Below are 23729 nucleotides of genomic sequence, written 5' to 3' on the forward strand. Positions count from 1 at the left end.
CGTTGCACGTATCCGTTGAAAGTTCTTTTAAAATTTTTCAGGAAACTGTTTCACAATACCGTCTGAAAGGGCATCAGCCAGTACAATGATATGCTCTTCGCCTTTATCAAAAGCGATGATATCCGCATCCCAATCCTTTTTAATCCTTGCTACAACATCGTCTGTAACCAGTGCCAAATGCATATACAGCAAATCCTTCAAATCCTGTTCCTTCCAATTAGGATTTGCCTGGCTTAGAAACTTGGCGATGTCATCAGCGTTTTGATACCACTCTTTATTGTGTTTATTAACAGCGGCCTGATCGCCTTTTTTGGCTGCATCCACTATTTTGCCGGCAATGAGGATATGATCCTTTAACAAAAGGGTCAGTTTGTCCCCGGCGTCCTTCCCATAAAATGGTTGTATGGCTTTTCCTATGTCTTCTTGATTCTTCAGCAGCCTTTCCAACACTTTATCCTTATCGTCCAGATCTGCCAGTGCGCTCACAATATAATTTCGGGTCCAGATTGTATGATCGATCCAGAGCTTTCTTAAATCCCACTTCAATTGAACAGCTGATTCGCTTAGTTTCTGATTTTGGCTTACGAACTCATTCGCTTTTGCATCCCCAAAGTTAAATATCATAGGAATGACCATAAGCAGGACAGTTAATTTCAATATGACTTTTTTCAAAATATCTTCTCCTTTTTTGAAAATGGTGGATACGCTGTTATTGTTGGATATTTTTATTATTTTAATCACCATAAAGCATATATTCGGTTTGAAAATAAATTGTTTATTATACGAAAGAGAGTTATAATTTTAATGAATAAAAAATAAAAATATTCATAGGTTCATGGAGGCAGAAAAAATGTCCAAGGGATTTACAAATGAAGAGAAGGAAATCATTCATGAAAAACTGTTGTCAAAAGGTAAGGAGCTTTTTGAGAGATTCGGGCTGCAAAAGACATCCATCTCCCAACTGACCAAAGCAGTGGGAATCGCCCAGGGGACATTCTATCTTTTTCACTCATCCAAAGAAGAACTATACTTCACCATTTTGGAACAAGAGGAGGAGAACCTGAAGGCGACCATTCTTGAGCATATAAAAAGTCCCATGACTGCTGGGGCTTTCAAGCAGCTTTTATTATATTCGATCAAAACAATCGAAGAAAACCCATTCATTCAACAGCTCTTTCAACAGAACGAGATGGAGCGATTGGTCAGGAAATTGCCTCCGGATCGTATGGAAAAGCATATAAACAAAGATGCAGAGGATCTGACTCCACTTGTGGAACTCTGGCAATCTGAAGGAACGATGAGGTCAATGCGTCCTGAAGTGGTAAGTGGTGCATTCCGTTCCTTTATTTTCATGGCACTGCATCAAAAAGAGATAGGGGAAGACGTTTATTGGGAGACGATGGAGCTCATGGCGGAAAGCTTGGCAGAACGCCTGTTCAAATAGGGGGAAGAGTCATGATCCAGGTGAAGAATTTATCGTACCGGTTTAAAGGCAAGGAAGCAAACACCATCAAGGACATCACCTTTGACGTCCAAAAAGGGGAAATTTTCGGATTTCTAGGTCCTTCAGGGGCGGGTAAAAGTACAACGCAGAAGATTTTGATTGGTCTTCTCGGGGATTATGAAGGATCTGTCCGGGTGATGGGAACAGAAGTGAAAGAACGAAACAGGGATTTCTATGAAAGGATAGGGGTTGCTTTTGAATTCCCGAATTTTTATCACAAACTATCTGGATATGAAAATCTAGCTCTGTTCAAAGGACTTTATACCGTACCGACCATTCCGGTGATGGAGCTTCTTAAGATGGTTGACCTTGAAAACGACGCCAGACATCGCTTTCACAGCTATTCAAAAGGGATGAAAATGCGTCTGAACTTCTGTCGGGCGCTTTTGAATGATCCCGAAATTCTTTTTCTGGATGAACCGACATCCGGCCTTGATCCCGTGAATGCTAAAAAGCTGAAGGATATGATCCTCAAGAAGAAAAATGAAGGAAAGACCATCATCCTCACCACCCACAATATGCAGCTTGCAGAAGAGCTCTGTGACCGAGTTGCCTTTATCGTGGACGGGAAAATTGCATTGATTGATTCTCCTCACCGTTTGAAGCAGAGTGACGGGGAGAAGAGAATCATCGTTGAATCAAAAGAAGGGGCGATACAGGATTTCCCCTTAGAAAATGCGGGAGAAAACAAAGAGTTTCTTGCCATGCTAAAGTCTAATGCAATTGAAAGCATTTCGACAAAAGTGAAGTCACTGGAAGAAATCTTTATTGAAGTGACAGGAAGGAGCCTGAATTAGATGAAACGGATCCTCCTACTCACTGTTTCGGATATGCGATTTCAATTTCAGCATGGTTTCTATTATGCATATCTATTGATGACCATTATTTATATATGGATGCTGAAATTTGTTCCAGTAGATTACTTGGATAGTGTGACCGTTGTAGTGGTGTTCAGCGATCCATCCTTTTTGGGTGCCTTTTTTATTGGCGGGATTGTCCTGTTGGAAAAGAGCCAGGGGGTGTACGATGCATTTTTTGTGACACCTTTAAGGGTCGGTGAATTTCTTCTATCCAAAATTCTTTCTTTATCTATTATTTCGTTGCTTTCGAGTGTAGCGATTCTTTTGATGGTTCATTCCAACTTTGATGTGATTCCATTTTTGGTTGGTATTCTATTAAGCTCCGTTGTATTTACGCTCATCGGACTCTTGCTTGCGGTCAGAGTGAATACTGTCAATCAATTTTTGCTGACTTCTCCACTGGTTTTAATGGTTTTCTTTGTACCGGTTTTCGGCTTGTTTGAATGGTGGGACTCTATTTTATTCAAATGGCTACCGAGTTACGCAGGACTTTTGTTAATCGAAGGAACTTTTCATGATTTGAATATAGGGGAGTTATTCTTGGCAATTTCCATCCTTATTTTATGGGCTGTTGGACTGTACCTCTGGGCCAAACATGATTTTCACAAGTATATACTCGCAAAAGCGGGAGATGAAAAATGATGAAAGTCAATCAATTTGCAAAAACGGATTTTCAACTGATCAGGAGGGATGGCATTCTTCTCGTCGCGATTTTTGCCCCTATCATTCTGGCATTATTTATTCGGTTTCTTCTTCCTGTCCTTGAAAAATGGCTGATGGAGAACTATTCATTTTCGTTGGAGAGTTATCATGTACCCATTCTTGCGGTGGCATTTCTAACCGTTCCCTCCATGCTTGGAATGATGGCAGGATTCCTATTGCTCGATGACAGGGACGAAGGGATGCTTGCCTATTATGCCGTAACTCCCATGCGGAAATCAGGTTATATGAGATATCGAATGGTTTCCACATTGGTGCTTACCTTGCTGCTTTTCTTTGCCGTCCACTTATTGGCTGATCTTGTGGAACTTCCGTTGATTGCTGGTTTTCTGTTGGCTCTGTTGTTTGCATTGGAGGCTCCAATCTTTGCATTAATGCTCGCGAATTTTGCCAACAATAAAGTGGAGGGTCTGGCACTGAATAAGGTATTGAGTGTAAGTGTGACCTTACCTTTACTCCTATTTTTTATGCCTGGATCGTTTAAATGGCTTTTGGCGATTTTGCCCCCATTCTGGCCGGTGATGGCAATGGCAGCAGGAGTGGGGGACACTGGTTCATTCACCGCATTTATGATTGGCGGTATAGCAGTTCATGGCTTGTATATTGGAGTATTATACCGTATGTTTATTAATAAAACGGAATAGAAAGGAGTGGGGATAATGGCATTTTCGAGCAATCCGAGTTTAGCAACAGCAACCCTCGGGATGGGCTGATTCTGGGGAACCGATGCCCGGTTCGGGTATTTACCTGGAGTGATAAGAACAAGAGTCGGCTATGCTGGAGGTACAACGCCGAATCCGACCTATAAACAGATGGTAGATCATACGGAATGCCTCGAGGTTGATTTCGATCCGCTAATTATCGGTTTTGAAGAGATTGTAAAGCACTTTTGGAGATCCCATAATCCTAACCGGGGTAATTATAAAGGGCGACAATACCTTTCAATTATCTTGTTTCATGATGCTGAGCAAAAAGAAGTGATAGAGCGGGTGAAAGAAAGCCTGGAGAAATCCCTGGCAGGAAAAATTGATACGGAAATCGCCTCCTATCGAGGTTTTACCCTTGCAGAGGAGCGGCATCAGAAATATTATCTGAAACGCTATCCAAAGGCTATGGAAAGGTTGCTGTCATATTATGAAACACATGAGAAATTTGTTGATGGGACACTTGTTGCAAGGCTTAACAGCTTTGTAAAGGGATATGGCACACTTGCCGCTTTGAAAGAGGAAATGGCGGGTTGGAATGTACCGGAAGATATAAGAGTGGAACTTTTTGAATTGATAGATGGAATACGATGGTGACAGGGGATAAATGATGGTCCCATCATGAAAGAAGGCAAGGAAATTGTGTGGTTCCTTGTCTCTTTGTTTTGAGATTTGTAGATAGTCGAAGGAATCGTACCGCGATAAGCAGCAATTGGGGGCAATGACGGTACGAAAGAAGTAGATAAATTACCCATTCAACCAAATACCCTTCAATTGGTCCTGAAAAGAGCATATAAAAAGGCCCTAAAGGACGTCAAAGAAACAACGACTCCTTTACAGCCTAGCATTGCTACTAGTGGTTTAAACTCCGCATCATCAAGGTTCCCCCAAAACCGCCTGATAGTAATCGTTCTCCAAAATCTGTGCCGAATAATAGAACTTCTGATTGACGATGGAAATCATTTGATCCAAGTAGGATTGGTTGACTTCCGCGCCTGCATTTGGTGTGAATTTCTTCGTTTCTGCATTATATCTCCCTTTATCCGTTATGAAGCTTTTATTGCGGAAAATAACAAGCGGGTCAGAGTCTGAAAAGATATCTGTGCCCATCAAGAGCCTCGAGTCATACTCCAATCCCATCAGGTTCGAGAGAGTCGGAAGGATATCAAGGCTTGAAACGGGCTTGGTTATGACCGTTTCATCCATTCCTTTTGCATAGACGATCAGGTTGCTTTTGTATAAGTCAAAATTCCTCTCCACTTCTTTCCCTTCGAACTCATCAATCGTCTTGTAATCGAGTCCGTATGGATAATGGTCGGCACTTAATGCTATTAAAGTGTTATCTGCCACCCCTTCTTTTTCAAGCTGGGAAAGGAGATATTCCATCGCCCTGTCCAGTTCGATCTGGGTGGCCATATAGGCTTTTGCCTGGTCGGATCGATTCATGTGACTGACATAATCCTTGTTTTTGTAGGCCATTTGATTACCGCCAAAATTATATTCCAGGTGTCCGCTGACGGTCATGTAGTAAGCGTGGAAGGGTTCATCTTTCATATAGTCACCTGTTGTCTTTTTCATCATCTCCAAGTCGGAGGACGGCCAGGTTTCCTTGATGTCCAGGCCATTCCCGATTCCCTTATAGCTGTATCCCATATTAGGATGTGATACATGACGGTCATAGTAAGAATAAGTATGGTTATGATAGGCAACTGTTTTATAGCCAAGCTTCCCTAACTGATTCCCCATCACGAATGGTACATGATTGTTTCCTGATTTGGAAAAACTCCAGACTCCCGGTTTCGGTATCAACCCGTTTAGCGCTACATACTCGCCGTCTGAAGTGCTGACATCCCATAATGGAACATAAAAATCAGTGAATTGATAGCCTTCATGCACGAGTTTATGAAGGGTAGGTGTTATCTCCTTGTCCACTCCATAGGGTGAAAAGCCTTCTGCTGTTATAAATATCAGGTTATAGCCTTTGAACTTGCCGGTATAATCGTTCTTCTTTGTAGGCGGAACCTTTGAAAAATATTGATGCATCTTTTTTATGGCGTTCTTCTTTTCCTTCTTGATCAAGGTCTCGAAATCTATTTCCATCATATTGTATTGAGCCGGAATATCACCCGGCAGTTCTTCCGTCGGTTTTTCAAGATCCTCCGTTTTATCGGGAGGGGCGGTCACAAAAGTCGGTTCCTTCAATACTGGGGACCAATCAGTAACCTGTCTCATGAAATCGACGCGCATACTCGTAAGCAACCCCAGTTTTTCCACAGAGAGAACGGGTGAGCTATTGTGAAAATAAAGGTCGTAAGCGGTATTTTGAGATTTATCTCCGCTTGTAACCATCATCAAACCCCCGCCATGCAGAAATAGGGAAAAGGCAAACAAGCTGATTATCACTTTCGCATTGGATTTTTCAAAAGAGAAAGGTCCCTTTCGGAAGATAATGAGCAAAATCATCGGAATGAAGAAAATGACTATCCATAAAAGGTTGCTCCATATTCCGGAAAGTATCTCCCTCCAGAAATCAATGACCTGGGCAGAATTGCCGGCGGAATAAAAAGTATAAAAAGTCCGGAAAAAATCATGATAGACCAATTGACTGGAATAGAAAAAACCTACTATACATAATAAACCGGCACAAATTATAAAATTAAGCTTGCTATGAAAGATCGAGCCGATTGCCAGGAACACCATTCCAATGGAAAAAGAGAAGATGAATGATATCCATAATCCGAGTCCGAAAGGAGCAACATTATGGGCATCCATGATTATTCTGAATAGCAATTCCGATAGAAAAAAAGAAAGAATAAAAAAGCCGAATAAATGCAATTTCTTATTAGTCTTCATTCTCTATCACCTCCCCATGAATAAGTATATGCCTCTTTTTGATTTCTTAATATTCAGATTTTATATTATATTAACACATAGTAGGCATTATTTACTATAAATTCCCACCTCCTGTTGTGGAAGTTCTTGATATGTAGGAACAGTTGGAATACTATGAAAATGAAGATGATAGACAAAAGGAGTGATAACAATGAGAGAAGTCGGGGCATCCATTCAGGAAACGATACAGGTTGCCAAGGAAATTGCCACAAGAGTCATTTTAGAAGCAGGTGCGATTGCGAAGGAACGGTTCGATCAGGCTGCGCAAATGGAGGAAAAGGATGAATTCGGGGATCTGGTCACAGAGGTCGATTATTTAGCGGAAGAGGTCATTCTAAAGGAACTAAGCCAATCGTTTCCGGTCCATCGAATTCAAAGTGAAGAAGCTGGTGATAACGGTGTCGAAAGTGATTGGTTTTGGCAGATCGACCCGTTGGATGGAACAAATAATTTTGCAATCGGGCTGCCAGTTTTTTCTGCTTCCATCACGCTGCTTTTTCAAAACGAACCGGTACTCGGAGTCATCTATGAGCCGATGGTGGACCGCCTCTATGTTTCTTCCATTAATGAAGGGGCACTCTGCAATGGTAAGCCATTAAATATCAGTAAAAAAGAAAATCCAGATCGATTCATTGTCGGCTGGATCCAAGGTCACAAAGTCCAGAATGAAGACAGGGCGGTACGACTGAGAAATTACATAGATTTGAATTGTAAAAGAATGATGAGACTCTGGGCGCCTACTTTACAATGGTGCATGCTGGCAAAGGGGGATCTCGATGGTATCATCCTTTACAACTCGGAAGGGGATGACCTTTATTCCGGGATTCTGATGGTAAAAGAGGCAGGGGGAATCGTCGTTGACTTTGAAGGGAACGAGTTCAGGCAAACGGACTCCAGCAAAGCACCTTACTTTATTGCCTGTCATCCCGAACATAGGGATCATTTTCTGAAACTTGTAAACGATGGGTTGGAGCTTTCAAATGTTTCTCCCTTGGCAAAATAAAGGACAAGAGGTGTGAGTATGAGCAAGATTATCAACTATTACAATCAATTCGATGAATGGGGCCGCTTGGAACGGGAACCCATTGAATTTCAAGTAAACTGGCATTATATCAAGAAGTATCTGCCAAAAGAGGGTGCTATTTTGGATAATGGGGCTGGTCCAGGGAAATATTCAATGGAATTGGCAAGAGAAGGATTCCGGGTCACATTAACGGACCTGACTCCCCGATTGGTCGATATAGCGGAAACAAAAGCGGTTGAACTAGGCTTGAGGGATGCCTTCGATGATTTTCAGGCAGCGGATGCGACAGATCTATCAAGCTTGGAATCAGGGCGATTTGATGCAGCGCTCATGCTCGGGCCGCTCTATCATTTGCAGTACGGGAAGGACCGTATCAAGGCGGTTCAAGAATTACATAGAGTTACAAAACAGGACGGCATAGTTTTTGTGGCGTTCATGCCAAGGAGCAAACACATCCTTTCCTCTTTGCAATCACCGCACAATTGGAAACCGAATGACTCAATGGACGCAATCGCTGAGTTTGCCGATTCTGGCTGTTTCAACCATGCCGATGAAGGCCGTTTTACCGGAGCCTACTATTTCAATATAGGGGAAATCAAGCCTTTCATGGAAGCGAATGGTTTTGAGACCTTAGAGCTGATAGGTTCCAATGTAGGTGCCATGCTTTCCAAGGAAAGCTTGAGCTATTGGAATGAAAGGGGAGAGTCGGAGAGGCAAAAACTGCTTAGACTGTTTATTGAAAAAGCGGCAGACCCCTATCTTCTTGGAGTATCATCCCATCTTCTATATATCGGGCGGAAGAAGGATTGAACCAGTTATGGAGATAAGAGTAATCGGAAACTTGAATACGGTAGATTTGAGTCTTTTGCTTGAGGAAAGCAAAAAAGAAGGATATAGATTCCTTGAGCGATTAGTGCTTGAATATCAAGCTGGCATGAATACATTCAAAAATCCTGGGGAATGTCTGTATGCCGTTTTTGACGATAAAAATATTCTTGTAGCTATAGGGGGCCTCAATGCTGACCCTTATTCCGAAGATCCTGGGGTAGGTAGGCTGAGAAGATTTTATGTCTCTGGAAATTACCGAAGGACCGGAGTTGGTAGCAGCTTGTTGAAAGCGATCATTTCGACCGCCAGGACCCATTTTAAAGTAATGGTGCTTCATACAGATACAGAGCAAGGTGATAGCTTTTATTTGTCACAAGGGTTTGTGAGGGAAGAGCTGTATCCAAATTCCTCCCATTATATTAAATTGTAGATCCGAAGAACAAAGGGGAAATGCTTGCTGTTTCCCCTCTACTAATTACCTGATTGGCAGAACCATGGAATGATATCCCTTTTCATTCATGAAGCTCTCGGTAGTAACATCGAGTTCCTCCAACAGCTCCACCCAAAAATCCTGAGAAACACCATCATTTTTGTTGTTGTCATAGAATTCTTTAAAATCAACTTCTTCATTTTTTTCTCCTACTTTTAAAAATGTTGAAAAAGCTGATATCCATTCCTCATTCAACTCGTTGATTATCTTCAGATTTTCTGCAAAGGTTTCGTCGATGTTGTGTTCTTTTTCCACTGTTTCCAATAGTTCGAGCTTCTCATACTCACTCGTCCCATGCTCCGTTGCATCCTGCATCCATCGAGTGAAGAAGGATTCCATTAAAGATACATTCTCAGTTGTAAGAGCTGTTGTTTCTTCTTTTAGAGATCCAAGTTCCCTCCCTAGTTGTCCATAATGATCAAGTAGCTTTAAATAGTCGTAATAAGTGCTTCTGATAATCTGAGCTTCTTCAATGGTTAACGTTTGTTTTGCCAGCACACGCTCATATATCTCCTGATTGTTTAACAGCTTCTGATACATACCGGAGAAATCGTTGGAGAGGTGGTGGGATAGATACCTTTGATATGCGCTTTTTTCACGATGCTCTACAAAAAGGACTCCTACAAGTAATAGGGAGAGAGCAATTATTACAATTTTCATTTTCATTGTACTCAACTCATTTCTTTTCTACTTTATCCCTTCATCCATATCGCTTTCGTATACCCGATCCGCATTCCTGCCCTTTCCATATTGTTTTGACTCACAGAACCGAATTTCGCCTGGCCGACCACCAAACTGCATTCCTCTCTATAAGCCTGATAGATCCGCTGCTGAATCAGTCCACTTTGGATGCCCCTGTTCCTGGATGACGGCAGTGTAGCTGCTGCTGCAAGCGTGGCGATGTGATCCTTGATGAACACAGCCCCAATCCCTGCAGGTTCACCTTCTACGGTTGCAAGATAGAAGGTCCATTGATCATGGTCGAATAACACTTCATTGTTTTGAGCCACGCCATCTTTAAGGAAAGCAGGCATCTGAAATCCTTGCACATATATGTCGGCATAGGTGGAAGCTTCATGCATTTTCATTTTGCGTATGGAAATGGAATCCTCCACTGGGGCCGATAATTCTGTGATGGGCATGTAAAGCGTAGTATGAAAATCATTCTGGTAAAATCCTAGTCTATGAAGCTGATGAAGCAATTCCGTTGAAGCGTGTGCAGGTGTCAGTTCAAAACGTACGGGAATCTCTTTTTGCCGATAGAATTCAAGAATCTCATCTACATGACCTGCATCCTCGCTGTTGAGCCCTTTGACGGTATTAAAGGCTGGCCCAGGGATATTTTTGCAAGAATAGCAGAAAGCATTCCCGATTTTCTTTATCTCTACCCCCATCGGGTTGCCTTGTATTTCTTGAATGGCACTTAACCTGGAGTGCAAGGCATCTATTTCCGAATTCTCCAATAGCATGGCAAGGTTCTTGTTCACCGTCCCGTTCATATTCCGTCCACCCATTTTTCTATAGATTCTATTACATCTTTTAACACTTCGATGGAACCAAGTACATCATCCTTGTATTGTAAGGCATGATCGGCATCAGGTATGAGCTTGGTAGTGAATAGCGGGTTTTCGTTGACTTCTTTAAACCTATCCTCCTTGTAGCATGGATCTGCATCCCCAATCATACAAATGCTTTTATGTTCACACGAAATCATTGCATCAGAAACGTCTTTTCTTTGAAGTAACGGAGTGAGCCAAATCGCCTTGGCAGAAAGAAAGTTATCTCTTTTCAGCTCGGAACTCATCGCAATGGTGCCAAGGGACTTCCCGACAAAAAAGAAATGGTCATAGTCATCGGTACTGATGACTTGATCCATCACCTCATGTACATCATGGATGATCGCTTTTGTAATTTCCTCCATGCTGAAGGAGTCATAGAAAGGGTCATTATACTGGTAATTGACTTGGAGTACATCCACACCCCGTTTTAAAAATAATCCCGTAGCATAATGAAAAAGAGGTGCCTGAGTGCCATAACCTGCACCGGGAAGCATGATCGCCAAGCTCCTGGATCCCCCATCCTTGCTTAAAATTGTAAAAGGTATGGTTTTTCCTTTATAGCCCTGTATACTGTTTGTCCTGATTTGCATCAATACTGCCCCCATTTTTAAATAGCCGAAAAATTAAAAATACATGCAATAATTTTAGCACAATATTCCAGGATAAAAAGAAAAACATTCCATTTGATCCCAAAACTTTTGCATAGAAAAACATGGAAAACAAACACTAACAGGTATCAAGAAAAAGTGGGGGAATGAAATGAAACAGTTTAATCGAGTCATCCTAATTGTGATCAGTCTGATGCTTGCCGTGACGACCAGTGTACTCGCAGAACGGCAGACATATAAATCAAGGGACGAAATTCCTTCAGAATATAAATGGAAGATACAAAGTCTGTATTCCGACTCTGCTAAATGGAAGAATGATGCAAAAAAAGCGAAGAGGCTCGCTGATCAGTTTATGGAAAAAAAGGGGACGATTCAATCCGAAGAGCAGATTCTGACATTGTTGGAGGAGTACTTTGCGCTTTATCGCTTGGTGGAGAAATTATATGTGTATGCCCGGGTGAACCAGGACGTGGATATCAGCAGTTCAAGCGCCCAGGAGCTATCCAACGAAGCCGAAATGATGATGATGTATGTGGTTGAGCGGACGGCTTGGCTATCAAATGAGCTTCAGGCGGTGAAAAAGGAACAATGGGATTCTTACATCGAAAGCGATAAGCTTTCTCCGTACCGCTATTTCCTGAAACAGACCTTTGAGGAGAAAAAGCACGCACTGCCTAATGAAATGGAGCAGCTCCTGATCAAGACGATGCCGATCGTGAATGCACCAAGTGAGCTGTTCAAGATGATGTCCAAGGATCTTGTCCTGCCGTCGTTCACTGTCCAGGAGAAAGTGTATTCTTTAACGGCACCCTTATACAGCGTGTACATGTCAAGTCCAAACCGCGAAGTCCGTAAAGCCGCCTTTCAGACATACTATCGGACGCTTGAGAATTATCAGGATACCTTTGCTTCGATGCTGGCAAATATCGTGAAAGCCAATAACTTTTTTGCCAGCACCCGGAAGTATCCGAATGCTCTTGAAGCACATCTAACCAGCAATGAAGTCGATCCGGAGGTGTATACCCAGCTCATTGACACGGTAAATGATTACCTGCCGCTCCTTCATAAATATCTGAAGTTGAAAAAGGAATATGTAAAGCTTGATTCTATGCATATGTATGATCTCTCGGCACCATCCCCATTCTCACCGGATGAGGAAATTCCGTATGAAGAAGCGAAGGAAACCGTCATCAAAGGATTGAGCCCGCTCGGAGCAGCATACTTAGCCACATTATCCAAAGGGCTCAAGGAAAATTGGGTGGATGTCTATTCGACGAATGGAAAAGCCACCGGAGCGTATCAGATTGGTTCATATGACGCACATCCATTTGTTTTGTTGAACTATCAAGGACTCCCAAGTGACGTGCTGACATTGGCGCATGAGATGGGACATGCGATGCATTCACACTTCTCAAATAAAAAGCAGCCCTATCATGATGCTAGATACGTGACATTTACGGCTGAAGTTTCCTCGACCCTCCAAGAGCATCTTCTGCATAAGCAGCTGATGAGGGAGGCAAGCACGAAGGAGGAAAAGCTCCATGCCCTCTATCAATATCTTGAGGACTTCCGTGTCACCCTTTTCCGTCAGACGCAATTTGCAGAGTTTGAAAAGATCATTCATGAAATGGCGCAGAACGAAGAGGTACTGCACGCAGATTCACTGAAAAAAGTGTACTATGCCCTGAATGAAAAATATTACGGAAAAGCCGTCAATGTGGACAAGGAGATCGCAATGGAATGGGCAAGGGTGCCGCACTTTTTCCATTCAAGCTTCTACACATATCAATATGCAACAAGCTTTGCTGCCTCAGCTGCGCTTGCAGAGCAGCTAGAGGAGGGCGGGGTGCAGGCTCAGGAGCGAATCTTGAAAGAACTCTTCTCCTCCGGGGGCAGCAGACCGCCGCTTGAGATCTTGGAACGGGCTGGAGTGGACATGAGCAAGAAGGAACCGATTGAAGATACAATGAAGCGCTATGAAGAGCTGATCAGCGAGTTTGAGCAGCTTTTGCAGGGACAATAACGAAAATTTCGGACTTGGCAGGCAACCTGCCGGGTCCTTTGCTCATCTTTTTGGTATAGTAGTACTATGTGAAAAAATGAACAAATGATAGTCGGGAGAGCTTGAAACATGAGAAAATTTAAGATTGGCTATCGGACGGCCAAAACTGCTCTCGGTACAGGTATTGCCATCAGTATCGCCCAGCTGTTGGAGCTGGACTTCTATGCATCCGCCGGGATCATTGCCATCCTTTGCATCCAGAACACGAAACGAAAATCATGGAAAGTGGCGACAGCAAGATTTTTTGCCTGCGCTTTGAGTCTGGTATTCGGATTTGTCTTTTTTGAACTGCTTGGATACCATCCAGTCTCGATCGGACTATTACTGCTATTCTTCATACCTGTCACCGTCATGCTGAAAATAACAGAGGGGATCGCAACCAGTTCCGTTGTGCTCCTTCATGTCTATTCCGTAGAAAAATACTCATTAGGGCTTGTTGCCAATGAACTTAGCATCATTTCGATTGGGATAGGGGTTGCTCTTTTCATGAACACCTACATGCCAAGCGTGGAGAAGGAGCTTACCGGATTTCAAATCAAAATTGAAGAGAACTTCTACAAAGTCTTTTCCGAGCTTGCCTATTATTTAAAGCATGGCGACAACGGCTGGGATGGACAGGAAATACCCGAGACCGCCAATGTGCTGCGTGCAGCGAAAAGCTTGGCATTCCGGGATGTCGAAAACCACTTCAAGCGGGAAGAAAATCATTTCTACTACTACTTCAAAATGCGTGAAAAACAATTGGATGTGATGGAGCGCATGCTGCCGATCGTATCTACCATTGAATACGATGTAGAGCAGGCAAAGATGATCGCCCAATTCATCGAAGACCTGGCAGATTCGATCCACTCCGGCAATACCGCCTACCGTTTTCTGCATCGCCTAAGGAAGATGCATGAAGATTTCCAGGCGATGCCCCTGCCAGAGACTAGGGAAGAGTTTGAAACAAGGGCATCACTTGTTCACCTAACAAAAGAATTGGAGCAATACCTCATTCTAAAAAGTGAGTTTGTCGGATTGAAGGCCACTTCATGAATGGAAACAGCACCTTTCAACCACACTACTACTAAAAAGGTAGGTGGATGAAAGGTGTTTATTTTTACGCTCATTTTCGCACTCGTCACTTCTCCCATATGGCCACTCGGACCAAACCCGCTGCCAGGCGACCCCTATATCATTGTGAACAAAAAGACCAATGAACTCGCCTATTTTCATGAAGAGCAGCTAAAAGAGGTTCATTCCGTAGCAACAGGAAAATCCATCGAACTCACGCCTGAAGGAGAATTCACCATCATCGTAAAAGCCAAAAATCCCTACTACCGCAAAAAGGACATTCCTGGTGGAGACCCGCAGAATCCACTGGGAACCAGATGGATCGGATTCGACGCAGAGGACTCCGACGGCCGGACATACGGTGTCCACGGCACCAACAACCCCGATTCCATCGGACGCTACGTCACCCAAGGCTGCATCCGCCTGCCAAATGAAATGGTAGAAGAACTGTTTGACCATATCCCGATAGGCACAAAGATCTGGATTGTCCATTCTGATAAGTCCTTTGAGGAATTGGGAAGGGAAAAGGGAGCATTATAATAACAGATTGATTGAGTAGAGCTGTCCCATCGGAGGACAGCTTTTTTGCATGGACTTTTGATTGAAGTGTATGGAAAAATTATGATAGTATTTAAATATATGGATGTGGAGAGAAGTGACAGGAAGTAAATTGGGAATCTTATTCGCATGAAGATGTATTCGGTGAAGAAGATTATGTATGGTTTGAAATATTCCAAGCAGGCAATGAAGTATATCAAGAAACAAGATAAAGCAACTAAAAAGCAAGCGAATTAAAAAAGCACTGGTCACCCTGGCTGAGGATTCATATCAGAGAGAAACTCTAGATATATGTTCATTTCAAGGTGTAGACAGTGCTTTTCGTTTAAGGATTGGAGATTTCAGAATTGTTTATGAAGTAGTGAATAACCTACTAATTATTTATATTATTGCAGTTGGTAGTAGAGGCGATATTTATAAAAAAGGGGTTTTTACATAGGAAAAGAAATGTTTTAACAGGGAGAAATAGGTATATATTCTAATATTAATGTCTAATAAGTATTTTGAATATTAAGGTAGTTGGTCATTTAGGGATATTGAATTGGAGGGATATTATGATCAAGAATTTTTTTACAAGCTTATTTGTTAACTGGGAGTTGGTTTATTCAACTCAAGATGTATCTGAATATTCTTCAATAAAAGGAAATCTTGAAAATAATGACGTTAAATATAAAACTAAAACCATTAGTTCTGGTGGAGGAGAAGGCGGGGGTTACGGATTTTCCTCAACTTATCAAATATTTGTACCAAAAGAAGTTGTTCATAAAGCTAATAAGGCGATTCATCATTCAAAATAAGAATCTAGGAATTTAAATTTTGAATATTATAGAACCGCTTTGTCGTATCTAGTTTCTCATATATTTATTGTTACTCCATGGGAGGTGTTCGAGCTGATAATAAGAAAGACAGTCGTGGCCATTGCAACCTGTTCAATAGCTTTATTAACATTCTCGTTATTGAATGGGGTAGATTTTAGTCTTTTTGCTTTGATGTACTTAATGCCAATCGTCTTTTTATATGGTATGCCTGTTTCTGTTTTATCAGATTTTGCACTAAAAAGCTTCAAAGGTTCTACTAGAAGAGCACTTTCGTTATTTATCCATGTTGTCTTTGCTACCTTATTTATTCTTACTCCGACTTTGGTTGGTTGGGAATGGGATATTATGTATATGGATATTCAGGAATTATTGATGAATTTCTTTTTTATTTTGGCTATATTAACGGCTACACTTTTTTGGTTATTAGACGAGATTCTAAGAATCAAACTTTTACAGGACAAGTGTAGATGGGTTTTAAATTTTATTGGAGATTTAAAAGTATAAATTTCAGTCAGGGGGTGTATGATGGGACTTTTCATAGCACTTTTAGGTGTAATCTCTACTGTAGGAGTTATTTATTATATGGGGAAGTCTGGGTTCAAATGGGGTGAGAATATCGACAAGGATGAATAGGAGAGCAGTGCAAAGGGTCGTGGAGGTATGATGATTCATACCGCCTGAATAAGAATAGTGGGAGATGCCTGTGAAAAAGATATATTTGTTAATCAGTTTAGTGACATTGTTTCTGATCGGCTGCACAGATCAGGTATCGGATAAAAAAGATCTTCAGATGCTCTCAAGGGTGGACGTTTTTCCCATTGTGGAAGGCACTAAAATGGAAGAGTTCATAATAGTGGATGAGAAAGAGCTGTCTTCCATCCGTGAAATCTTCGGACAAGTCCAATGGTCCCCAGATGTCGAAGCAGAGATGGAGAGAATGGAAGACTTTCAGTTGACTCTTTTTTATACATATGATGAAAATATGCCGGAGAGACTGTTTGAATATAAAATCTGGTTCAATGAAGATGGAACGGCAACGATCATCAGTGATGTAGCTAGGGAGAATTTCGGTGGGTTGGATAAGGATGGTGCAGGAGAGCTAAAAGAAATATTATCGGTAGACTAGAAGTGATAGAGTCTACAAGATTTTTATTCTAAAAATTATATTACTTCTCTATCTGTTTTAAGATATAATAGGTAAAATATACCACAAAGATAAACTAGATGGAGAGGGAAAACGAATGAATGAGCATGTATACCTTTTAAAACCGACCAAGGAATTTAAAGTGGAGTACTTGTCCTATTTCACCGAATGGAGGGAAAGGGGCGAAGAAGTCATACCTTGGGTGGTCAGTAAAGATCCAACTGATTTTGAGGGTATGGTCCAAGAATTATTGGATGCCGAACAAGGAATAAATCTCCCGCAAGGCTGGGTTCCGGATTCGACCTACTGGCTCTTCAGGGAAGAAGATGAAAAAATCCTTGGTGTCACCAATATCCGCCATAGCCTGACAGAGCACTTGATGAATGCGGGTGGCCATATAGGATATGGCATTCGTCCATCCGAAAGAAGAAAAGGGTATGCCAAAAAGATATTGGAGCTTTCCCTGGAAAAGACAGATTAACTTGGAATAGATAGAGTACTGGTCGTATGCGATGCCTCGAATGAAGGATCTTCAAAAACGATCCTGCATAACGGCGGCGTGGAGGATGAACAATTCGTGGAAGGGTCAGGGAATGTAGTAAGGCGCTTCTGGATTGACAGAGGGGCTGGGCGTTAACTATGGATACTTTTTTCGATCTAATCAATATTGTAACGAACTTCTTTTCCATCTTTTCAAAAGAGGTGACGGAAGAGAAAATTGAGAAGAATATAGATGCTCTTCATAAAAATGATTGGTTTCGTGATTTACTTGCCAACGAAACATATCATCAGATGATTCAACACAACACGGACGTGCGCTATACAATCGGTAAACTCAACATAAAAAAGCTGGAGAAAAATCCAGCAGATCCAAAATTCGAGAAAGCTATAAGAAGGGCTATTCGAAAAGTGGAAGAAAGATAGAAAACAAGAAAACCGAGCCATCCATGGAAGGCTCGGTTTTATCTTATCTATTAAAAGAACATGGATGCTCCAGCTAGAAGGGTTGTAATCAGCATGACGCCAATCATCAAATAGACGACTACTTTCTGCATTTTTCGGTTCATCGAGTTTTCACTCCTCATTCATTTGTGCTCCTTCTATTGTACATGGAAACTTGTCTCTTCTCAAGATACGATAATTGAAGGATTTTTGCAGAATAAGTCGAAATGATATAGAGTCATAGTTAGGACACACAACAAGGGGGATTGTGCATGATAAAGGATGTTAATCATATTGGGGTTGCTGTGAAGTCAATCGAGACAGCGCTTCCATTTTATACAGGAACATTGGGGCTGACCTTTGAAGCTGTCGAGAACGTGGAAAGCCAGCGGGTCCGGGTGGCTTTCATTAAAGCTGGTAATTGTAAAATAGAACTATTGGAGCCTACTTCGCCTGATAGCCCGGTAGCCAAATTCATCGAAAAGCGTGGCGAAGGGATCCACCACGTGGCACTGAGTGTTGACAATATAGAAGACCGAATCCAGGATATGATCGAAAAAGGTATCCAGATGATCGATTCAACTTCACGTAAAGGTGCAGGCGGGGCAAACATCGCCTTCATGCATCCAAAGGCAAGCAATGGAGTACTGGTGGAATTTTGTGAAAAGGCGGCGAAACAGCATGACAATTGATATTTATGAAAAGATAAACGAACTTTATGATAAACGTCGCGAGGTGGAGCTTGGCGGTGGTGATGATCGAATCGATAAGCAGCATGAAAAAGGTAAGCTTACAGCGAGGGAGCGAATCGAGCTGTTGGTGGATGAAGGTTCCTTTGTCGAGTTGAATCCATTCATAGAGCACCGCTGCAATGATTTCGGCCTCCAAGGTAAAAAAGGTCCAGGAGATGGTGTTGTCACCGGATACGGAAAAGTGAATGGCAAGCCGATCTATCTATTCTCCCAGGACTTTACGGTATTCGGCGGGGCATTAGGGGAAATGCATGCCAAAAAAATTGCCAACGTCATGGACATGGCTGCAAAAAATGGCGCACCGATCGTCGGGTTGAATGATTCTGGTGGCGCAAGAATCCAAGAGGGCGTACTATCCCTGGATGGCTATGGTCATATTTTTTACCGCAACTCCATCTATTCAGGTGTGATACCACAGATCTCGGTCATCATGGGACCTTGTGCAGGAGGCGCGGTATACTCACCGGCGATTACAGATTTTGTATTCATGGTTGAAAAGACGAGCCAGATGTTCATAACGGGTCCTAAGGTAATCGAAACGGTGACAGGGGAGAAAATCAGCTCGGAAGGTCTAGGCGGAGCGAAGGTACATAATGCAATCAGCGGGAACGCCCATTTCTCAAGTTCTTCGGAAGAGGAAGTGTTGGCCCAGGTCCGAAAGCTGCTCAGCTATCTTCCACAGAATAATGAAACAAAACCTGACCGTATCTCGTGTGAAGAAGGAGACGACTACCGTGCGGAGCTTGCGGATGCAATTCCGTTTGATGCGATCCGTCCTTATGATGTAAGGATCGTCATCAACCAAGTGGTGGATGAAGGCTCCTTTATGGAAGTGCATAAGGATTTCGCAAAAAATATAGTGGTCGGTTTGGCAAGGCTGAAGGGCGAAGTCGTTGGACTTGTCTGCAACCAACCGAAAGTGATGGCCGGAGGATTGGATATCGACTCTTCCGATAAAGCGGCCCGTTTTATCCGTTTTTGCGATAGCTTCAATATTCCGCTCATCACGTTTGAAGATGTAACAGGATTCTTCCCGGGAGTAAAACAGGAACATGGCGGGATCATCCGTCATGGAGCGAAAATTCTATATGCATATTCCGAAGCGACAGTACCGAAGCTTACGGTCATTCTGCGTAAAGCATATGGAGGAGCCTATGTGGCTTTGAACAGCAAATCCATCGGCGCTGACCTTGTATTTGCATGGCCGAATGCCGAGATTGCCGTAATGGGTCCTCAAGGGGCGGCCAATATCATCTTTGCCCGTGAAATAAACGAAAGCGACAATCCGGAAGAGACAAGGGCACAGAAGATAGAGGAATATCGCGAAAAGTTTGCCAACCCATATGTGGCAGCTAGCCAAGGGATGGTAGATGACGTCATTGATCCGCGGGAAACAAGGATCAAGCTTGTTCAATCCTTAGAGATGCTGCGAAACAAAAAAGATACAAGACCATACAAGAAACACGGAAACATTCCACTATAATAGACTTGTGAAGATAGTAGGCTATCCCTGCTATCTTCTTTTTGGGAGAGGGAAGATTCATGATCAAATTAATAAAAGTGACAAGTGAAGAAGAAGGCATTCTTCATAACTTGATGCAGTTTTACATTTACGAGTTTACGCAGTATCAGAAAGTGATCACCCTTGAAAATGATGGACGTTACAAGCCCTATGACCTTAAGAAATACTGGGACCCTGCCAGTCCATATCATGCTTTTTTCATCAAATATAAGGAAGAGTATGTTGGTTTTGCCCTGATAGAAGAAGGTCGGGATGAGTTACCGAGTTATGTTGAAGAATTCTTTGTCGTGCGCAAATATCATGGGAAAGGCTTTGGAAGACTTGCAGCTCAACGCTTATTTTCCATGTTTGAAGGGAAATGGAAAGTGGTGCAGATCCAGAACAACTACCCTGCCCAGGCTTTCTGGAGAAAAACGATACAGGAGTTCACAAGAGATTCCTACAAGGAAAGCTATGATGACCACCGCCGGTCTGTCCAGGAGTTTGATTCTAGAATATGAGTCTGACCTATCTGCCGGGAAAAATATTTATAAATAGGTTATAATAGGGAAGGATTTAATAAGCATTAGGAGGAACATACATATGATTAACAGAGATAGACTAGTGGAAGAATTTCTGGAGCTTGTCCAGGTTGATTCCGAGACAAGATTCGAAGCAGAAATCTGTAAAGTGCTTAAAGAAAAATTTTCCGCTCTTGGCGTACATGTGGTGGAAGATGACACAATGAACGAAACGGGCCATGGTGCTGGTAACCTTATCTGTACGTTAAAAGGAACAAAAGAAGGAGTGGACACAATCTACTTCACTTCCCACATGGATACAGTGGTTCCTGGTAAGGGGATCAAGCCTTCCATTGAGGACAACTATATCGTAACAGATGGAACAACCATTCTTGGTGCAGACGATAAAGCAGGTCTAGCTGCCATGCTTGAAGCAATCAAAGTCCTGAAGGAAAACAATATCGAGCATGGTAAAATCGAGTTCATCATTACAGCGGGCGAAGAATCAGGTCTTGTTGGGGCAAAAGCGCTTGATCCGTCCATGGTGACTGCTAAATTCGGTTTTGCATTGGACAGTGACGGAACAGTAGGGAACATCATTGTTGCCGCTCCGACTCAAGCAAAAGTGAAGGCGACCATCTACGGAAAAACGGCTCATGCAGGTGTGGCACCTGAAAAAGGCATTTCCGCCATTACCATTGCAGCAAAATCGATTGCAAAGATGCCGCTTGGTCGCATTGATGAGGAAACGACTGCGAATATCGGTCGCTTTGAAGGTGGCGGTCCGACAAATATCGTATGCGACCGTGTGGATATACTGGCAGAGGCTCGTTCCCTTGTACCGGAAAAAATGGAAGCACAAGTTGCAAAGATGAAAGAAGCATTTGAATCTGTGGCAGCTGACATGGGCGGCCGTGCTGAAGTCACCATTGATGTAATGTACCCAGGATTCAAATTTGCTGACGGGGATCATGTGGTGGAAGTGGCGAAGCGTGCAGTTTCCGCTATCGGAAGAACTCCTGAATTACAGACTAGCGGCGGCGGAAGTGATGCGAACGTAATCGCCGGTTTCGGTGTCCCGACAGTGAACTTGGCCATTGGTTATGAAGAAATCCATACTACCAATGAAAGAATGCCGATTGAAGAATTAGTGAAGACAACAGAACTAGTTGTAAGCATCATGAAGGAAGTAGCAAAATAATAGCCTTTTGGAAAAGCTTGGTGAAAATGCCAAGCTTTTTTTTCATGCTTCCATTATAATGAAAGAAAAGCCCATTAGGAGAAAAGTCATGGAATCTAAAAAACTTGTAATCTTTCAAGCTAATCTAGAAGAGTATGGTGTGTCAGTAGAATATGTGGTCTCGATTGAAAAATTGGATAAGGTTACTCCTATTCCCGATATGCCCAATTATATGAAGGGGTTAATGAAGGTCAGAGACGAATTGATCCCGGTTTTGGATACAAGACAGATCTTGTTTCATGACCAAACGGAACTGACGGATAAATCCAGGGTAATCGTTGTTCAAACCACTGAGGTTTCTGCAGCCCTACTGGTAGAGGATGCGAAAGAAATCCTCGATGTACAAAAGGATACAATTAAACCATTAAGTCTTATCGCGGCAAACGGCTCTAATTACATTAGCGGAATGGTCAATCTGGATAAACGATTGATCGCTGTGATAGATCCGGGGAAACTAGTTAACGGTCTTTTAGAAATTGGTGATATCAAGGAAGAAATGCAAAAGCAGTTGGCAGAAGTATCAGAATAGATTCTATTTCATGAAAGGAGATCTTACGAGAGTGAAGGTCTCTTTCTTTGTTTATCGATGGATATTTCTTATAATAAGAGTAACAACACATTAGGATGGTTTGGATGAAAAGAAGCGGTCGGATTATTTTTCATGTAGATATGAACAGCTTTTATGCTTCAGTAGAGATGGCCTATGATTCCACTCTTCGGGGGAAACCCTTGGCGATTGCCGGGAACGTGGAAGAACGGAAGGGGATTGTTGTCACCTGCAGCTATGAGGCAAGGGCCTTTGGTGTAAAAACAACGATGCCACTTTGGGAAGCAAAACAAAAGTGCCCTCAGTTAATCGTACGAAAGCCTAATTTTGAACGGTATCGGAAAAGCTCCCAGGCAATGTTTGCACTTTTAAGGAACTATACCGATCTCGTTGAACCTGTATCCATTGATGAGGGGTATATGGATGTGACGGATTGCACGCTTTCCTTGACGCCCATTCAAATTGCGGAAGAAATTCAGCAGAGGCTGAAGAGTGAGCTATTATTACCTTGTAGTATTGGAATTGCACCTAATAAATTTTTGGCGAAAATGGCCTCTGATATGAAAAAGCCGATGGGAATAACCGTTTTACGAAAAAGGGAGCTTGCCACAAAATTATGGCCGTTGCCTGTTGGTGAGATGCACGGTGTTGGTGCGAAAACTGCTGAAAAGCTTAAAACCATTGGAATAACGACGATAGGCGAACTTGCAGAAGGAAACGATTATCAATTAAAACACCTGCTTGGCATCAATGGTGAAAGATTGAAGAAGCGGGCAAATGGGGAAGACAATCGCCCGGTAGATCCAGATTCTGTTTCAGAGTTCAAAAGCATCGGTAACTCCACCACATTACCTTCAGATACGGATGATGAACAGGTGATAGAGAAGGTGTTGGAGAAACTGGCCGTCTCGGTTAGTGCCCGTATGAAAAGGAAGTCAGTACTCAGTCAAAATGTACAGCTGGTCATCAGATATGGGATAAATCATACGGTGACAAGAAGCAGGAAGCTGGCAAATCCCATTGAATCGGTGGAGCATATTATGGAAGCCGCCTTGTTCTTGCTGAAAAAGCACTGGAACGGCGAGCCCGTCCGATTGCTGGGAATCACAGCACAAGACATGGTGGAGAAGGACCAATCGGTGAAGCAATTGGACCTGTTCACTTTTCAGGAGGATGCCAAGCATGAGCCTCTTCACAAAACCTTGCAAGAGCTGGAAGATAAATTTGGAAAAGGTATCATCAAAAGGGGAATTAAGAATAAAAACACGGTTCAATCAAGTTCCACTGCAAAACTTACTACAAGCTTCCAGAAGGATTTCCTTGAATGAATATTGTCCTGTATACCCAAATCCGGGTGTATGGGACTTTTTTTATCTAGTAGGCTGTCCCTCGAAAAAATAGC

The 23729-nt window shown here is 42.5% G+C and carries 27 protein-coding genes and 2 pseudogenes; 23 read left to right on the top strand and 6 right to left on the bottom strand.

The window, feature by feature from the left end; all coding sequences use genetic code 11:
• Positions 1-27: 27 nt before the first annotated feature.
• Positions 28-636, bottom strand: coding sequence for a glycosyltransferase (locus tag JOC95_RS14110; RefSeq protein WP_419096249.1), 609 nt, complete (start codon positions 634-636; stop codon positions 28-30).
• A gap of 214 nt (positions 637-850) precedes the next feature.
• Here JOC95_RS14110 and JOC95_RS14115 point away from each other — a divergent pair, with 214 nt between their 5' ends.
• The 5 genes and pseudogenes from JOC95_RS14115 to JOC95_RS14135 all read left to right on the top strand — a co-directional run.
• Positions 851-1444, top strand: a complete 594-nt coding sequence (locus JOC95_RS14115; RefSeq protein WP_204417551.1) for a TetR/AcrR family transcriptional regulator — start codon at positions 851-853, stop codon at positions 1442-1444.
• A complete protein-coding gene (locus JOC95_RS14120; protein ID WP_338083102.1) occupies positions 1390-2301 on the top strand; it encodes an ABC transporter ATP-binding protein in 912 nt (303 codons plus the stop codon). Before JOC95_RS14115 ends, JOC95_RS14120 begins: the two co-directional genes overlap by 55 nt.
• The gene (locus JOC95_RS14125; RefSeq protein WP_204417553.1) at positions 2302-3006 is read left to right on the top strand and encodes a fluoroquinolone export ABC transporter permease subunit; all 705 of its coding nucleotides are present in this window, start codon (positions 2302-2304) and stop codon (positions 3004-3006) included.
• Entirely contained in the window at positions 3003-3728 is a 726-nt protein-coding gene (locus JOC95_RS14130; RefSeq protein WP_204417556.1) for a hypothetical protein, read from the top strand. The genes JOC95_RS14125 and JOC95_RS14130 overlap by 4 nt, the downstream gene beginning before the upstream one ends.
• An 81-nt stretch (positions 3729-3809) precedes the next feature.
• Positions 3810-4385 (top strand): annotated as a pseudogene (locus JOC95_RS14135) (peptide-methionine (S)-S-oxide reductase MsrA); the annotation flags it as partial.
• Between the two features lie 279 nt (positions 4386-4664).
• On the opposite strand, the gene JOC95_RS14140 reads toward JOC95_RS14135, so the two are convergent.
• Positions 4665-6641, bottom strand: a complete 1977-nt coding sequence (locus JOC95_RS14140; protein ID WP_204417572.1) for an LTA synthase family protein — start codon at positions 6639-6641, stop codon at positions 4665-4667.
• Positions 6642-6831: 190 nt separating this feature from the next.
• On the opposite strand from JOC95_RS14140, the gene JOC95_RS14145 reads away from it, so the two are divergent.
• From JOC95_RS14145 to JOC95_RS14155, 3 genes are read left to right on the top strand one after another with little or no spacing between them, the layout of a single operon-like run.
• Complete coding sequence (locus JOC95_RS14145; RefSeq protein ID WP_204417574.1) at positions 6832-7683, top strand: inositol monophosphatase family protein; 852 nt, start codon at positions 6832-6834, stop codon at positions 7681-7683.
• An 18-nt stretch (positions 7684-7701) separates the two neighbouring features.
• Complete coding sequence (locus JOC95_RS14150; RefSeq protein WP_204417576.1) at positions 7702-8514, top strand: class I SAM-dependent methyltransferase; 813 nt, start codon at positions 7702-7704, stop codon at positions 8512-8514.
• 7 nt (positions 8515-8521) lie between these two features.
• A complete protein-coding gene (locus tag JOC95_RS14155; RefSeq protein ID WP_204417578.1) occupies positions 8522-8962 on the top strand; it encodes a GNAT family N-acetyltransferase in 441 nt (146 codons plus the stop codon).
• A 45-nt stretch (positions 8963-9007) separates the two neighbouring features.
• Here JOC95_RS14155 and JOC95_RS14160 read toward each other — a convergent pair whose 3' ends face one another.
• The 3 genes from JOC95_RS14160 to JOC95_RS14170 are packed head-to-tail and all read right to left on the bottom strand — an operon-like array spanning position 9008 to position 11171.
• Positions 9008-9688 carry a hypothetical protein gene (locus JOC95_RS14160; protein WP_204417580.1) on the bottom strand — a complete coding sequence of 227 codons (681 nt, stop codon included), beginning with the start codon at positions 9686-9688 and terminating at the stop codon, positions 9008-9010.
• 26 nt (positions 9689-9714) lie between these two features.
• Positions 9715-10521, bottom strand: a complete 807-nt coding sequence (locus tag JOC95_RS14165; RefSeq protein ID WP_204417582.1) for a GNAT family N-acetyltransferase — start codon at positions 10519-10521, stop codon at positions 9715-9717.
• The gene (locus tag JOC95_RS14170; RefSeq protein WP_239582923.1) at positions 10518-11171 is read right to left on the bottom strand and encodes an alpha/beta family hydrolase; all 654 of its coding nucleotides are present in this window, start codon (positions 11169-11171) and stop codon (positions 10518-10520) included. Before JOC95_RS14170 ends, JOC95_RS14165 begins: the two co-directional genes overlap by 4 nt.
• Before the next feature lie 169 nt (positions 11172-11340).
• Here JOC95_RS14170 and pepF point away from each other — a divergent pair, with 169 nt between their 5' ends.
• The 9 genes and pseudogenes from pepF (at position 11341) to JOC95_RS14215 (ending at position 17748) form a co-directional block, all read left to right on the top strand.
• A complete protein-coding gene (gene pepF, locus JOC95_RS14175; RefSeq protein WP_204417592.1) occupies positions 11341-13212 on the top strand; it encodes an oligoendopeptidase F in 1872 nt (623 codons plus the stop codon).
• Positions 13213-13320: 108 nt separating this feature from the next.
• Positions 13321-14286 (top strand): aromatic acid exporter family protein, encoded by a 966-nt coding sequence (locus tag JOC95_RS14180; protein ID WP_204417594.1) that lies wholly within the window; start codon positions 13321-13323, stop codon positions 14284-14286.
• A gap of 54 nt (positions 14287-14340) precedes the next feature.
• Positions 14341-14844 carry a L,D-transpeptidase family protein gene (locus tag JOC95_RS14185; RefSeq protein WP_204417596.1) on the top strand — a complete coding sequence of 168 codons (504 nt, stop codon included), beginning with the start codon at positions 14341-14343 and terminating at the stop codon, positions 14842-14844.
• A 250-nt stretch (positions 14845-15094) separates the two neighbouring features.
• Positions 15095-15301 carry a type II toxin-antitoxin system RelE family toxin gene (locus tag JOC95_RS21700; protein WP_419096250.1) on the top strand — a complete coding sequence of 69 codons (207 nt, stop codon included), beginning with the start codon at positions 15095-15097 and terminating at the stop codon, positions 15299-15301.
• A 115-nt stretch (positions 15302-15416) separates the two neighbouring features.
• On the top strand, positions 15417-15659 hold the full coding sequence (locus JOC95_RS14195; RefSeq protein WP_204417598.1) for a hypothetical protein: 243 nt from the start codon (positions 15417-15419) through the stop codon (positions 15657-15659).
• Positions 15660-15773: 114 nt separating this feature from the next.
• Positions 15774-16184: a hypothetical protein gene (locus JOC95_RS14200; protein WP_204417604.1), complete on the top strand. Its 411-nt coding sequence runs from the start codon at positions 15774-15776 to the stop codon at positions 16182-16184.
• 199 nt (positions 16185-16383) lie between these two features.
• A complete protein-coding gene (locus tag JOC95_RS14205) occupies positions 16384-16806 on the top strand; it encodes a hypothetical protein (protein ID WP_239582924.1) in 423 nt (140 codons plus the stop codon).
• A 115-nt stretch (positions 16807-16921) separates the two neighbouring features.
• A pseudogene (locus tag JOC95_RS14210) lies at positions 16922-17461 on the top strand (GNAT family N-acetyltransferase).
• A gap of 2 nt (positions 17462-17463) precedes the next feature.
• Complete coding sequence (locus JOC95_RS14215) at positions 17464-17748, top strand: hypothetical protein (RefSeq protein ID WP_204417606.1); 285 nt, start codon at positions 17464-17466, stop codon at positions 17746-17748.
• A gap of 50 nt (positions 17749-17798) precedes the next feature.
• On the opposite strand, the gene prli42 is transcribed toward JOC95_RS14215, so the two are convergent.
• Positions 17799-17891: a stressosome-associated protein Prli42 gene (gene prli42, locus JOC95_RS14220; protein ID WP_204417613.1), complete on the bottom strand. Its 93-nt coding sequence runs from the start codon at positions 17889-17891 to the stop codon at positions 17799-17801.
• A gap of 147 nt (positions 17892-18038) precedes the next feature.
• Here prli42 and mce point away from each other — a divergent pair, with 147 nt between their 5' ends.
• The 6 genes from mce (at position 18039) to JOC95_RS14250 (ending at position 23655) form a co-directional block, all read left to right on the top strand.
• A complete protein-coding gene (mce, locus tag JOC95_RS14225) occupies positions 18039-18458 on the top strand; it encodes a methylmalonyl-CoA epimerase (protein ID WP_204417620.1) in 420 nt (139 codons plus the stop codon).
• Positions 18454-20001, top strand: coding sequence for an acyl-CoA carboxylase subunit beta (locus JOC95_RS14230; RefSeq protein WP_204418109.1), 1548 nt, complete (start codon positions 18454-18456; stop codon positions 19999-20001). The genes mce and JOC95_RS14230 overlap by 5 nt, the downstream gene beginning before the upstream one ends.
• A gap of 59 nt (positions 20002-20060) precedes the next feature.
• Positions 20061-20540, top strand: coding sequence for a GNAT family N-acetyltransferase (locus JOC95_RS14235; protein WP_204417628.1), 480 nt, complete (start codon positions 20061-20063; stop codon positions 20538-20540).
• Positions 20541-20622: 82 nt separating this feature from the next.
• Positions 20623-21741: a tripeptidase T gene (locus JOC95_RS14240; RefSeq protein WP_204417631.1), complete on the top strand. Its 1119-nt coding sequence runs from the start codon at positions 20623-20625 to the stop codon at positions 21739-21741.
• Positions 21742-21829: 88 nt separating this feature from the next.
• On the top strand, positions 21830-22309 hold the full coding sequence (locus JOC95_RS14245; protein ID WP_204417633.1) for a chemotaxis protein CheW: 480 nt from the start codon (positions 21830-21832) through the stop codon (positions 22307-22309).
• A gap of 104 nt (positions 22310-22413) precedes the next feature.
• The gene (locus JOC95_RS14250; protein WP_204417635.1) at positions 22414-23655 is read left to right on the top strand and encodes a DNA polymerase IV; all 1242 of its coding nucleotides are present in this window, start codon (positions 22414-22416) and stop codon (positions 23653-23655) included.
• The last annotated feature ends 74 nt before the right edge of the window (positions 23656-23729 follow it).

This window comes from Sutcliffiella tianshenii (assembly GCF_016908565.1).
Classification (GTDB): Bacteria; Bacillota; Bacilli; order Bacillales; family Bacillaceae_I; genus Sutcliffiella_A; species Sutcliffiella_A tianshenii.